Here is a 12,535-nt window from a genome sequence, read left to right as displayed (position 1 = left end):
GCGGGCGGCTGTCCGGACGTGCGTGGGTGCGGACATGGGAGGAGGCAGCGGGCGGAGAGTCGCCGGGCAGTCACAAAGGGTAGTACCTCGACCGGCTTCCTCCCCCGGGTTCGGCGGAACTCGTGAAACGGACGGAGTCCCGTGGTACGGCAGGGGCGGCAGTCGTCTCCCGCGCCGATCACCGGTCGGCCGGGCCGCCGTCCGGTGCTCCTCTGCGGAACAACCGGGGCGGGGCGGAAAAGGTTCTGCGGAAAGTCGAACGGCCTCGGCCCCGGGCGCGCCGACCCGCCGGGGAGCCGCCGGGGAGCACCGGGGAACGCCGGGCGACGCCGGGAAAAAACTTTCTCGGGAACCCGTGTAAGAGTGCACGGCGCGCCTCCTCTCTCCAGGCGTGGGGCCGATGGGCGGCCCCGCGAAGGCGGAGAGGGTGAGTGCGATGGCGGGTCAGTCGACCGGAGTGGTGGAGCAGGAGCTGGAGCTGAACCTGGTGCTGTCGCCGGAGCGCAGCGTCCCGGTGGCGGCGCGGCTGTCGTACGGCAGCCACGACCCGTTCGCGGTGTACGTGACCTTCCACCTGGACAGCGGGACGCCGGTGACCTGGGTGTTCGCCCGGGAACTGCTGGTGGAGGGGACGTTCCGGCCGTGCGGCCAGGGCGACGTGCGGATCTGGCCGACCCGGTCGGGGCGGCGCAGCGTGCTGTGCATGGCGCTGAGCTCGCCGGCGGGGGACGCGCTGCTGGAGGCGCCGCTGCCGACGGTCGCGGCCTGGCTGGAGCGGGCGCACCGGCTGGTGCCGCCGGGCGCGGAGCTGGAGGCGATGGACCTGGACGGTTCGCTCGCCGAGCTGCTGGCGTGAGCGCCCCCGCTGGGCGGGGGCACGGGAACGGGCGGGGGCACGGGGCGGTCCGGAACACGGGCGCGGGCGCACGGCTGTCGGCGGCGCCGACCAGGCCGCCGGGGCGGCCCCCGGAGCGCCCGCCGTCGGGGCGCCCGGGCCGGCCGGAGCACCGGGCGAACCCGGATCCGGCAGGCACGACAGGCACGGCAGACACGGCGGGCAGAGCAGGCAAGACAGGTGTGACGACGGGTACGACGGCGGGCGCGGCGGCGCGCCCGGGTGGTCAGCGGGCCGCGGGGGCCTTCTGGACGCCGTCGGCCGTGCCGTCGACGGTGGCCCGGGGTGCGGGGACGCGGACCAGCGGGGCGCCGGCGGCCAGGCGGCGGGAGCGGACCCGGAGCGCGGCGACGGCCAGGAAGCACAGGCCCATCAGCGGGTAGATCCCGGCCGGGAACTGGTGCAGGAAGGGCAGGTGGAGGTCGAGGTCGCCCTTGTGCGGCACGATCCACATCGAGAAGGACAGGAAGCCGAGCAGGGTCAGCACGAGGACGGTCCGCCAGCGCAGGTGCCGGACGGCGGCGGGGCGGGAGCGCTCGTGGGCGGCCTCGGCGGCGAGCAGGACCAGGACGGGCACGCACCAGACCCAGTGGTGGGTCCAGCTGATCGGGGAGATCAGCACGGCGGTGACCAGCGCGGCGCAGACGCTCCAGGCCTCGGCGCGCGGGGACCAGCGGGCGCTGCGGTGCGCCCAGACGGCGACGGCGAGTCCGGCGGCGGCGGTCAGCAGGCCGAGCGCGGTGGCGGGCAGGCCGGGGGTCTCGGTGTGCATCAGCCGGGCGACCAGTCCGCGCAGGGACTGGTTGTCGACGATGACGGTGCTGCCGACCCGGCTGGAGTCGAACATGTACGTCGTCCAGAACCCGCGGGTGGCGTCGGGCAGGACCAGCGCGCCGATCAGGAAGGTGCCGAGGAAGGTGGCACCGGCCACCATGGCGGCCCTGATCCGGCCGGTGAGCAGCAGGTAGACGGCGAACAGGCCGGGGGTGAGCTTGATGCCGGCGGCGATGCCGATGGCGACGCCCTTGCTGCGGGCGGAGTCGGGGCGGGTGAGGTCCCAGAGGATCAGGCAGGCCAGCGCGAGGTTGATCTGGCCGTAGCGCAGCGTGGTGAAGACGGGTTCGAGCCAGACGCCGAGTCCGGTGATCAGCACGACGCCGATCGGGCGCAGGTCGCGGCGGGGCCAGCCGACCAGCTTGAAGGACAGGTGGGCGAGGGTGGCCAGCAGCGCCAGGTTGGCGAGGGTGACGGCGATCCGCAGGAACGGCACGCCGAACCAGGTGGTCGGCACGAACAGCATCGCGGCGAACGGCGGGTAGGTGGCGGGCAGGTTCCACTGGGTGACCCGGATCGCGTACAGGTCGTTGCCGTCGGCGACGGCCCGGCCCTCGGCCCGGTAGACGATCATGTCGACCATCGAGGTGTGGACGTAGTGCCGGACGACCGCGTAGACGAGCAGCGACAGCAGGGCGAGTCCGCCGGCCAGCAGCAGCGGCCGCCGGGGGGCGGTGCGCAGTGCGTCGGTGATCGCGGTGGCCTGCCGGGCGGGTGCGGTGAGGGCGCGGCGCCAGCCGGGGACGGGCGGCTGCCCGGCGCCGCCGGGGGGTGTGGCGCGTTCCGCTTGCACCGTGGTCACTGTGTTGCTCCGTCCGCCGTCGACCTGCGCTGGGCCAGCAGTCGACACTACCCGAACGGCCGGATCGCGCCACCGGTCCCGCTCTCCCCGGGCTCTCCCTCCCGGGGGTCGCGGGCCGGGCTCCCGGCTGCGCGCGCCGGGGTGGTGGCCGGCGCGGTGGTCCGTCCGGACCGGACGGTTCGCCCTGAGGAAACGTTGGGCTTCGCTTAGGGCGGGTTTAAGGGTCCCGGAAAGGCTCCCGGAAGGACTCCCGGAAGGGCCGAGCGGCACCGAGCTGTCGCCCCCGCGGTAACAGCTCCGGTGTCGGCCCCGGTATGCGGCCGGTCAGTCCTTGCGGATCAGCCGGCCGGTCCGGCGGCGTTGCTGCCGGGGCAGTTCGACCTCGGTGCGGGTGTTGAGCCGCAGCGTGATCTCGGCGCCGCCGAGGGCGGCGGAGCGGCCGAGGGCGAGGTCGCCGCCGGTGCCCTCGGCGAGTTTGCGGGCGATGTCCAGGCCGAGGCCGGTGGAGCCCTCGCCGCCGTGTCCGGCGCCGCGGCGGATCGCGGTGGCCGGGTCGGCGAAGCCCGGTCCGCCGTCGCCGACCCGGACGGTCACCGCGTCCTCGCCGGCCACCAGGTCGACGGCGAAGGGGGTGCCGACGGCGGTGTGCCGGAAGACGTTGCCGAGCAGCGCGTCGACGGCGGCGGCCAGATCACCGCGCTGGACCGGCACCGGGGCGGCCCCGCGGTCGCCGGTGAGCTGCCAGGGGCGGCCCTCGTCCTCGGCGAGCGCGGACCAGAAGGCGACCCGGTCCTGGACCACCTCGACGGCGTCGCAGCCGAGCACGGTCGGCGGGGCGTCCACCGGGTCGCGGCGGGCGGTGCGGATGATCTGGTCGACCTCGCGCTCCAGTTGGGCGACGGCGTGCCGGGTGGCGTCGGCGGCGTCGCCCCGGCCGAGCGCGGCGGCGTTCAGCCGGAGCACGGTGAGGGGGGTGCGCAGCCGGTGCGACAGGTCGGCGGCGAGTTCCCGTTCGGCGGCGAGCAGGTGCACGACCCGGTCGGCCATGGCGTTGAACGCGTAGGCGGCCTCCCGGAGTTCTTCGGGCGCGCCGGCGGCCTCCCGGCCCTCGACCGGGACCCGGACGGTGAGGTTGCCGGAGCCGAGCGAGCGGGCGGCGGTGGCGAGCCGGCGGGCGGAGCGGATGATCCGGGTGCCCATCCGGTCGGCGACCGCGACCGAGATCGCCACCAGGCCGAGCGCGACGCCGGAGAGCACCAGCCAAGCGGTGCCGACGCCGCGCGAGAGGTCGGCGTCGGGCACGTAGACCTCGACGACGGCGACGCCGCCCCGGTCGACGGCGACGGGTTGGAGCAGCGCGTAGCCGCCGGGCGCCTTGACGGTGCCGGCCCGGCCGCGGCCGGCCGCGGTGTCGAGCTGGTCGGGGTCGACCCGGGTGTTCCCGACCACCTCGCCGTCGGGCAGGTGGACGGCGAGCCGGCCCTTGGCGCCGGCCTCGGTGGTGGCGGCGGCGCGGTCGATGGCGTCCCGGTCGGTGGTGATGGCGAGGGCCGGTCCGAGGGCGGCGGCCTGCCGTTCGGAGGCGGTGAGCACCCGGTCGCGGGCGGTCTGCTGGACGACCAGGCCGAGCGGGACGAGGAAGGCCAGCGCGACCATGACGGTGCCGGCGATGGCGGCCTTGACCATCGCCCAGCGCAGCGAGCGGAGGACGCGTTTCACGGGGTGCCCCCGCCGGGTCCGGAGGGCGCCTCCAGGCGGACGCCGACGCCGCGCACGGTGTGCAGGTAGCGCGGGCTGGAGGCGGTCTCGCCGAGTTTGCGGCGCAGCCAGGACAGGTGGACGTCGATGGTCTGGTCGCCGCCGTAGGTCTGCCGCCACACCTCGGCCAGGATCTCCTTGCGCGGGACGACCACGCCGGGGCGGGCGGCGAGGAAGGCCAGCAGGTCGAACTCGCGGCGGGTGAGGTCGAGGCGCTGCCCGTCCAGCAGGGCCTCGCGGCGCTGCGGGTCGATGGCGAGGCCGCCGACCCGGAGGATCTGGGGGGCCGTCAGGGCGCCGCCGCCGAGCCGGCGCAGGACGGCGGCCATCCGGGCCGTCAGGTGGTCGCCGGAGAAGGGTTTCACCAGGTAGTCGTCCGCACCGTCGTTCAGCAGCCGGACGATCTCCGCCTCGTCGTCCCGCGCGGTGGAGACGATGACGGGCACGTTGGTCAGTCCGCGGATCATCTTGAGCGCCTCGCTGCCGTCCAGATCGGGCAGGCCCAGATCGAGGATCACCAGGTCGCAGCCGACCTGGGCGACTTCGCGCAGCGCCTCCAGGGCGGTGCCCACGGAGCGCACGGCGTGGCCGGTGTCGGCGAGATGGCGGATCAGGGCGGAACGTACAAAGGGGTCGTCCTCGACCACGAGCACTGTTGCCATGGGGCTGCACGGTACGGCATCGGGGCGAAATGGTCTGTACCTCGGGGGGTTCGCGGCGGCCTCCGGCGGGCAGTGGGAGGAGGGTTCGCGGACGGCCGGTTCAGACTCCCACAAGGTTCCCGCGGATCGACCGGGCCGCTCGACCTGCCCGTGACCTTCGTACGGCAGGATGGCCGCGATGCGGAGCGGACTGGTTCAACTGGGTGCCTGGACGGCGGCCACCGGAGCGGCGGTGGCGCTGTCCTGGCTGGGCGTGCACGCGGTGCTCGCCGCGACGGTGTTCGAGCAGCCGACGGTGGCGGCCCTGCCCTCGGCGGCCTCCTCGCGGACGGTGCCGCCGACCGCTCCCCCGACCGCTCCCCCGGCCGAGGGTCCGCCGCCGTCGACCGCCGCGGCGGTGCCGAGCCCGAGTCCGGACCCGGCGCCGGGGGCGGGCGCGGGCGCGCCGACCCGGCCGGTGCCGTCCACCGCCGCGGTGTCGAAGAAGCCCTCGCCGTCGAGCGGCACGGTGCAGAGCTACCTGCTGCCGGGCGGCCGGGTGGCGCTGGACCTGCTGCCGACCGAGGCCCGGCTGGTCTCGGCGACGCCCGAGGTCGGCTGGACGGTGCAGACCTGGCAGGAGGACCAGTGGATGCGGATCGTCTTCTCCCGGGACGACCGCGCCTCGCAGGTCTGGGTGACCTGGAACACCGGCCGGCCGGTGGTGCAGACCGATCCGGGCTGACGGTCCGGGCTGCCGGTCCGGGCGCGGCGGCCGCACAATGTCGGTCGACGCCCGACCGCCCGCAGCACCCCTGGAGCCGCCCCGTGCCCCCGCAGCCCGACGCCATCGACGCGCTGGACGGAAAGCTGATCCGGCTGCTCGCCGAGGAGCCGCGGATCGGCGTGCTGGAGTGCTCGCGCCGCCTGCAGGTGGCCCGCGGCACGGTGCAGGCCCGACTGGACCGGCTGCAGGCGCGCGGGGTGATCGGCGGCTTCGGCCCGCAGGTCGACCCGGCGGCGCTGGGGTACCCGGTGACGGCGTTCGCCACCCTGGAGATCTCGCAGGGGCAGGGCGCGGACGTCCGGGCGCACCTGGCGGCGGTGCCGGAGGTGCTGGAGCTGCACACCATCACCGGGCACGGCGACATGCTGGTGCGGATCGTGGCCCGGTCGAACGCGGACCTGCAGCGGGTGATCGACCGGGTGGTGGGCTTCGACGGGATCGTCCGGGCGTCGACCGCGATCGCGCTGGAGAACCCGGTGCCGTACCGGGTGCTGCCGCTGGTCGAGCAGGCGGCGGGCGGCTGAACCGGCGCCCCGGTGAGCGGTGCTGACGTGCCATCGGCGGTGACGCGCCGTCGGTGATGACGTGCCGTCGGTTGTGACGTCCTGTCAGCAGTGCGGGACGGCGCCGCCGGAGTTCAGCGCCTGGAGTGCGGCGATCGAGTCGGCGAGGGTGTCGACGGGCACCAGGCGCAGGCCCGCGGGGGTGTTGACCTTGCCCTGGGTGCACTCGCTGCGCGGCAGCAGGAACACCGTGGCGCCGTCCCGGGCGGCGGCCTGGGTCTTCAGCGGGACGCCGCCGACCTCGCCGATCCGCCCGTCGGCGGAGACGGTGCCGGTGCCGGCCACGGTCTTCCCGCCGGTGAGCTCACCGCCGCGGCCGTCGCCGGCCAGCTTGTCGACGATCCCGAGCGCCAGCATCTGGCCGCCGCTGGGGCCGCCGATGTCCCCGAGGTCGATGGTGACCTTCACCTGGTCCGGCGAGAGGTGCAGGTAGCCGAGCGCGGCCAGGGTGGCGCTGTCCTGGGACTGCGTCATCTGCTGCTGCGTCACCTTGTTGGCCTGCTTGGGGTCGGACTGCGGGTAGACCTCGTCGGTGGGGACCACGGCCTGCTTGCGGTCGACCCAGGCGTCGAGCGCGTCCCAGAGGCTGTTGCGCTGCTCGGGCGGGGTGGCGTTGATCGTGACCAGCCGCAGCTGCCCGGAGGTGGCGCGCTGCTGGGCTCCCGTGACGGTGATCACCCGGCGGCCCTTGTAGGCGCCGAGCACGTCGGCGGTGTCGCCGGGGGTCTCCAGGGTGAACGGCAGCGGTACGGCCGCGGCCACCGCGAACAGCGCGACCAGCGGCAGCGCGCACAGGCCGAGGACGCGGGCGCGGGTCGAGGTCAGGACCGAGGACGGGGTCTGGGAAGCCACACCCCGCATCCAAACACACCGCGGGGCCCGGCAGGGACGGCCGCGCGGATCACGGCGGACTCACGGCGGATCACGGCCGTCCGGCCGCGCGGCGGGGGTTCAGCGCAGCGCGTCGGCGACCTCGGTGGCGGCCTCCACCACCCGCGGACCGACCCGTTCGGGCACCAGGCCGTTGAGCATCACCACGCCGACGCTGCCCTCGATGCCGCTCAGGCCGATCAGCGCGGCGGCGGCGCCGCTGGCGCCGGACTGCTCCTCGGCCCGGGTGATCACGAAGCCCTGCTCGGGGCGGCGCTGGCCGGGGAAGCTGCGGGCCTCCAGGATGGCCCGGCCGGCCGCGCTCTCGGTGAGCGGGTGGCGCAGGCCGGTGCGGTAGGCGACGTGGAAGTCGGTCCAGGTCGGTTCGACCACGGCGACGGCGAGCGCCTCGTTGCCGTCGACCAGGGTGAGGTGGGCGGTGGCGCCGAGGTCCTCGGCGAGCGAGCGGAGCGCGGGCAGCGCGGCCTCGCGCAGCAGCGGGTGGACCCGGTGGGCCAGGCGCAGCACGCCGAGGCCGACCCGGGCGCGGCCGCCGATGTCGCGGCGGACCAGGCCGTGCTGCTCCAGGGTGGCCAGCAGGCGGTAGACCACGGTGCGGTTGACGGCCAGCCGGGCGGCCAGCTCGGTCACCGTCAGGCCGCGCTCGGAGTCGGCCAGGAGTTTCAGTACCCGGACACCTCTGTCCAGGGTCTGGGATGTCTCAGCAGTCACGGGCGCCAGGTCCTTTCCGCGGCGAGTCCGACCCTACGACACAACTGCCGTGGGCCGCACCGGAATTGATCGCGCACGGGAAGGGGTGGCCGGCGCGGGAGTCCGGCCTCGACGACGTCGGCTCGGCGCAGGCTCCGCGGCACTCGCCCGGGCCGAGGGGTGGGGCCCGGTGAGTGTGGGGAGACGCTAATGAACCAGGGGTGCGCTGCGGAAGTGTTTGTCCAAAATTCGGTCAGCATCGATGAAAAGTCGTGACTAAAAAACGGATAAGCCGCCCATAATCCGCTCCCTCGCCGCACGGGTGTTCGATATTTGACCGCTACCCGGACAGCACCGCCCGGCGCCGGTCGGCACCCGGCGGGATCAGACCAGGTTGCGGCCGATCGTCCAGAGCCCGGCGGCCACCAGCAGCGCCGCCACCGCACGCGGCCCCAGCCGCAGGCGCCAGTGCCGCCCGGCCAGGCCGTGTCGGAGCCGGACGGCGAACCAGAGGGCGACGAACGGGAGGGCCAGCAGCAGGGCGGCGTTGTCGTGCCAGGCCGCGGCCAGGTCGCCGTGCAGCAGGTCGTAGGCCATCCGGGTGCCGCCGCAGCCGGGGCACTGCAGGCCGGTCAGGCGGCGCCAGGGGCAGAACGGCAGAGCCTGCCCGGGCAGGTGCGGGTTCCGGGTCCACAGGTAGGCCGCCCCGGCCGCGCCGGCGGCGAGCAGGCCGAGCGGGTTGGCGGCGGGGTGCCGCAGGAAGGCCGGAAGCAGGCGGGCCGGGAGCGGGCCGACCGGAAAAGGCCGACGGCCGGCGCCCCCGCCGCGGATGTCCGCGGGGCGGGAGGGCCGGCCGTCCGGTTCGGGGCGCACCTCAGGAGCTGAGGACACGGCCCTGGGCGTCGGTGCGGGTGTCGCTGACCAGGAAGATGATGCCGTCGATCAGGGCCCAGACGCCGAGACCACCGCAGGTGAACAGCTGGGCGAGCGCCATGCCGGTGTGGCCGGTGTAGAAGCGGCCGGCGCCGAAGCCGCCGAGGAAGATCTGCAGCAGGCCGGCGACGACCTTCGACTTGTCGGACTGCTGGGGGGCCTGGTTGGGGTACGCCACGGTGGGCTCCTCTTTCGGATGCGGGGCCGGAGCGTCGGACGGGACGGCATCGGCGGGTCTACCGCATGCCGGGGCGCACCAAGCGTGTTGGTCCCCCCAGCACCGGCATGCGGAAGATTAGCGGATCTTCAGACCGCCCGCCCACACACTTTCTTTGCCAAGTCTTGGGAAAAGCTACTGACGATTCGTCAGCTCTTCGCGGCCCACTCGCGGATGCGGACGATCCGGGCCTTCAGCTGGTTCGCGGTGGCCTGGGCGGTGAGCGGGCCGCCGCACTGGCGGCGGAGTTCGTTGTGGATGCTGCCGTGCGGCTGCTCGGTGCGGTGGTGCCAGGCGGCGACCAGCGCGTTCAGTTCCTTGCGCAGCTCGCGCAGCTCCTGGTGGGTGACCACCGGGCGCTCTTCGGCGGGGAGTTCGAGCAGGTCGGCCTCCTCGGCGGGCCTGGCCTTGGAGCGCTGGATCTGCCGGTGCTGACGTTTCTGCAGCAGCATCTGCACCTGGTCGGGTTCGAGCAGGCCCGGGATGCCGAGGTAGTCCTCCTCCTCCTCGCTGCCCGGGTGCGCCTGCATGCCGAACTCCATGGCGTTGTACAGCACCCGGTCGAAGACCGCCTCGCTGCCCAGCGCCTCGTAGGAGAACTCCTCGGTGCCGGTGTCCGCCCCGTCGTTGGCCCGCTCGGCCTCGGCGAGCAGCCGGTCCTCCTCGTCGAACAGGCCCTCGCCCTCCTTCTTGGGGCGGTCCAGGACGTGGTCGCGCTGCAGCTCCATCTCGTTGGCGAAGCCGAGCAGCATCGGGATGGTCGGCAGGAACACCGAGGCGGTCTCGCCGCGCTTGCGGGCGCGCACGAAGCGGCCGACGGCCTGGGCGAAGAACAGCGGGGTGGAGATCGAGGTGGCGTACACGCCGACGCACAGCCGGGGCACGTCGACGCCCTCGGACACCATCCGGACCGCGACCATCCAGCGCGAGGTGCCCTCGGCGTAGTCGGAGATCCGCTGCGAGGCCTCGGCCTCGTCGGAGAGCACCAGGGTGACCTTCTCGCCGGTGATCTCGCGCAGCAGCTTGGCGTAGGCGCGGGCCACCGTCTGGTCGGTGGCGATCACCAGGCCGCCGGCGTCCGGGATGCCCTTGCGGACCTCGGTCAGCCGCCGGTCGGCGGCCTGCAGCACGGCCGGGATCCACTCGCCCTGCGGGGCGAGCGCGGTGCGCCAGGCCTGGGCGATCAGGTCCTTGGTCATCGGCTCGCCGAGCCGGGCCTCCAGTTCGTCGCCGGCCTTGGTGCGCCAGCGCATGTTGCCGGAGTAGCTGAGGAAGATCACCGGGCGGACCACGTGGTCGGCGAGCGCGTGCCCGTAGCCGTAGGTGTAGTCGGCGACCGACTTGCGGATGCCGTCGCTCCCGGCCTCGTACTGGACGAACGGGATCGGGTTGGTGTCGGAGCGGAACGGCGTACCGGTGAGGGCGAGCCGGCGGGTGGCCGGTTCGAACGCCTCGGAGCAGGCCTCGCCCCAGGACTTGGAGTCGCCGGCGTGGTGGATCTCGTCCATGATCACCAGCGTCTTGCGGGCCTCGGTCCGGTTCCGGTGCAGCATCGGGTTGACCCCGACGCCCGCGTACGTGACCACGATGCCCTGGTAGTCCTTGGACAGCGGGCCCGAGGAGTACGCCGGGTCGAGCCGGATCCCTATCCGGGCGGCGGCCTCCGCCCACTGCTTCTTCAGGTGCTCGGTCGGCGCGACCACGGTGACCTGCTGCACCAGGTGGTTGTGCAGCAGGTAGGAGGCCAGGGTCAGGGCGAAGGTGGTCTTTCCGGCGCCCGGGGTGGCGACCGCCAGGAAGTCCCGGGGCTGCTTCTCGATGTACAGGTCCAGCGCCCCCTGCTGCCAGGCCCGCAGGCTGGCGGCGGTGCCCCAGGGGGCCCGGCCGGGGAAGGCCGGGGAGAGGTGCGCGGCGGCGGAGGTGCCGCTCGGGCGGGGGTGAGTGCTGTCGGCGTGCGAGAACAGCGGGGCCATCGAGGAGGAGGCGGCGGTAGTCACGGTCTCCGAACGGGGTCGTCGCAGGTCAGGGCCTGTGCAAGGCCCCGTCCCCGCGGTCTGCGGGCGGTCGTGGAACCTGCCCAGCCTAGCCCCTCCCCGCCCCCGGACGGCGGGCGCGGCACGCCCCCGCCGCTCCGGCCCCGCCCCTCCCGGCGGCACCCCGGACCGACCCCGCAGCACGCCCGGGGGCCGGTCGGACGGCGCGTCGGCGGGCGCCCCGGCGTCCCCGGACGGCCGTTCGGGTGTGACGCGGATCACGCCGCGAATCCGGGCGAGGGCGGTAAGAGCCGGCCCGCCTCGGACTCTCCCTCCCCAGGAGGCGACCCCGGTCACCCCCGTACCAGTACCGCCCCTACGGAAGGTCTCCCCGTGTTCGCAGCGCCCGTGCAGGTCGAGCAGACCACGAACGCCCGACTGATCGTCAGCACCCAGCTCTCCGCCGGGCTCCGCGTGACGCTGCGCTACCGCTCCGACGACCCGCTGGCGGTCCGGATGCTCTTCCCCGCCGAGTACGCCGTGGACGGGGCCGCCGACGAGCAGGTGGTCTCCGCCGAGCCCGAGATCGAGTGGGTGTTCGCCCGCCAGCTGCTGGCCGACGGCCTGGACGTCCCCAGCGGCGAGGGGGACGTGCACCTGCGGCCCACCCACGGGCTGCGGACCCTGGTCGAGCTGCGCTCCCCCGACGGCGTCGCGCTGCTCCGGTTCGACCGGGCCGAGCTGCGCCGCTTCCTGTGGAGCAGCTACCTGGCCGTCCCGGCCGGGCAGGAGCTGGCCGGGCTGGACTACGACCGGGCGCTGGCCGAGTTGCTGGCCTGACCCGCCGCCGAGCTGCTGGCCCGACCCGCCCCCGGGCGGCCGGCCCGACCCGCTGCCGGGCGGGGGTGCCGGGCTCAGGCGGCCGCGGTGCGCACCAGGTGGGCGTAGACCACCACGTTGCCGTCCCAGCCGCCGTCCCGGCTGTAGCCGCCGCCGCAGGTGATCAGCCGGAGCTGGGCGTCCGGGGTGGCCGCGTAGACCTTGGCGTCGGGGAACTCGGCCTTCGGGTAGACCTCCACGCCGTCCACCTGGAACCAGGCGCGGGCCCCGTCGGCCCGGGCGACCTCCAGCTGGTCGCCGCGGCGCAGCGCGCCCAGCCGGTAGAACACCGCCGGGCCGTGCGCGTTGTCGACGTGCCCGGCCAGCACGGCGGCGCCGCCGGAGCCGGGCGCGGTCCCGTCGGCGTACCAGCCGGCCAGGTTGCGGTCCTCCTCCGGCGGCGGCCGGAGCCGGCCCTCGCCGTCCAGGCCGAGCCGGGCCACCGGCGCGTCCACGCCCAGCACCGGGATCCGGACCCGGACCGGCGGGGAGGGCGGCAGCGGCGGCACCGCGGGGCCGACCGGCGTCCCGTCGTAGGCCTGCGCGGCGAGCGGCGCGGGCGGCAGGTCGCCGTCGAGTCCGGAGTGCAGCAGCCCCGCCCCGACCAGGATCGCCGCGGCCGCCGCCACCGCCCCGGACCACGCCCGCTCGCCCACCGCACCCTCCCGCCGC

At 74.8% G+C, this 12,535-nt stretch carries 13 protein-coding genes; 4 read left to right on the top strand and 9 right to left on the bottom strand.

Going from position 1 to position 12,535, the window contains the following annotated elements:
• Nucleotides 1-436 precede the first annotated feature (436 nt).
• On the top strand, nucleotides 437-856 hold the full coding sequence (locus tag ACIOHG_RS20165; protein ID WP_014135973.1) for an SsgA family sporulation/cell division regulator: 420 nt from the start codon (nucleotides 437-439) through the stop codon (nucleotides 854-856).
• Between the two features lie 265 nt (nucleotides 857-1,121).
• Here the strand turns inward: ACIOHG_RS20165 and ACIOHG_RS20160 are convergent, their stop codons facing one another.
• The 3 genes from ACIOHG_RS20160 to ACIOHG_RS20150 form a co-directional block, all read right to left on the bottom strand.
• Nucleotides 1,122-2,531 (bottom strand): glycosyltransferase 87 family protein, encoded by a 1,410-nt coding sequence (locus tag ACIOHG_RS20160; RefSeq protein ID WP_400952361.1) that lies wholly within the window; start codon nucleotides 2,529-2,531, stop codon nucleotides 1,122-1,124.
• A gap of 324 nt (nucleotides 2,532-2,855) precedes the next feature.
• Complete coding sequence (locus tag ACIOHG_RS20155) at nucleotides 2,856-4,229, bottom strand: sensor histidine kinase (RefSeq protein ID WP_400952649.1); 1,374 nt, start codon at nucleotides 4,227-4,229, stop codon at nucleotides 2,856-2,858.
• Between the two features lie 17 nt (nucleotides 4,230-4,246).
• Complete coding sequence (locus ACIOHG_RS20150) at nucleotides 4,247-4,951, bottom strand: response regulator transcription factor (protein WP_400952358.1); 705 nt, start codon at nucleotides 4,949-4,951, stop codon at nucleotides 4,247-4,249.
• A 178-nt stretch (nucleotides 4,952-5,129) separates the two neighbouring features.
• Between ACIOHG_RS20150 and ACIOHG_RS20145 the strand changes: the two genes are divergently transcribed.
• Nucleotides 5,130-5,675 carry a hypothetical protein gene (locus ACIOHG_RS20145; protein WP_400952356.1) on the top strand — a complete coding sequence of 182 codons (546 nt, stop codon included), beginning with the start codon at nucleotides 5,130-5,132 and terminating at the stop codon, nucleotides 5,673-5,675.
• Between the two features lie 83 nt (nucleotides 5,676-5,758).
• Nucleotides 5,759-6,241 carry an Lrp/AsnC family transcriptional regulator gene (locus ACIOHG_RS20140; RefSeq protein WP_400952353.1) on the top strand — a complete coding sequence of 161 codons (483 nt, stop codon included), beginning with the start codon at nucleotides 5,759-5,761 and terminating at the stop codon, nucleotides 6,239-6,241.
• 84 nt (nucleotides 6,242-6,325) lie between these two features.
• On the opposite strand, the gene ACIOHG_RS20135 is transcribed toward ACIOHG_RS20140, so the two are convergent.
• The 5 genes from ACIOHG_RS20135 to ACIOHG_RS20115 form a co-directional block, all read right to left on the bottom strand.
• Nucleotides 6,326-7,132: a hypothetical protein gene (locus ACIOHG_RS20135; RefSeq protein ID WP_400952351.1), complete on the bottom strand. Its 807-nt coding sequence runs from the start codon at nucleotides 7,130-7,132 to the stop codon at nucleotides 6,326-6,328.
• A 99-nt stretch (nucleotides 7,133-7,231) separates the two neighbouring features.
• Nucleotides 7,232-7,882, bottom strand: a complete 651-nt coding sequence (locus tag ACIOHG_RS20130) for an IclR family transcriptional regulator (protein ID WP_099899485.1) — start codon at nucleotides 7,880-7,882, stop codon at nucleotides 7,232-7,234.
• A 363-nt stretch (nucleotides 7,883-8,245) separates the two neighbouring features.
• Complete coding sequence (locus tag ACIOHG_RS20125) at nucleotides 8,246-8,635, bottom strand: DUF2752 domain-containing protein (RefSeq protein ID WP_400952647.1); 390 nt, start codon at nucleotides 8,633-8,635, stop codon at nucleotides 8,246-8,248.
• Between the two features lie 100 nt (nucleotides 8,636-8,735).
• Nucleotides 8,736-8,972, bottom strand: coding sequence for a TM2 domain-containing protein (locus ACIOHG_RS20120; protein WP_400952348.1), 237 nt, complete (start codon nucleotides 8,970-8,972; stop codon nucleotides 8,736-8,738).
• Nucleotides 8,973-9,160: 188 nt separating this feature from the next.
• A complete protein-coding gene (locus ACIOHG_RS20115) occupies nucleotides 9,161-10,984 on the bottom strand; it encodes a DEAD/DEAH box helicase (protein WP_400952646.1) in 1,824 nt (607 codons plus the stop codon).
• Nucleotides 10,985-11,377: 393 nt separating this feature from the next.
• On the opposite strand from ACIOHG_RS20115, the gene ACIOHG_RS20110 reads away from it, so the two are divergent.
• Nucleotides 11,378-11,824 (top strand): SsgA family sporulation/cell division regulator, encoded by a 447-nt coding sequence (locus tag ACIOHG_RS20110; RefSeq protein WP_400952345.1) that lies wholly within the window; start codon nucleotides 11,378-11,380, stop codon nucleotides 11,822-11,824.
• Between the two features lie 74 nt (nucleotides 11,825-11,898).
• Here ACIOHG_RS20110 and ACIOHG_RS20105 read toward each other — a convergent pair whose 3' ends face one another.
• Nucleotides 11,899-12,519, bottom strand: a complete 621-nt coding sequence (locus ACIOHG_RS20105; protein WP_400952343.1) for a class F sortase — start codon at nucleotides 12,517-12,519, stop codon at nucleotides 11,899-11,901.
• Nucleotides 12,520-12,535: the final 16 nt, after the last annotated feature.

It is taken from the genome of Kitasatospora sp. NPDC088134, from assembly GCF_044741705.1.
Taxonomy (GTDB): Bacteria; Actinomycetota; Actinomycetes; order Streptomycetales; family Streptomycetaceae; genus Kitasatospora.
Note: the sequence above shows the minus strand (reverse complement) of the source record. Positions and strands in the feature narration are given on the sequence as shown.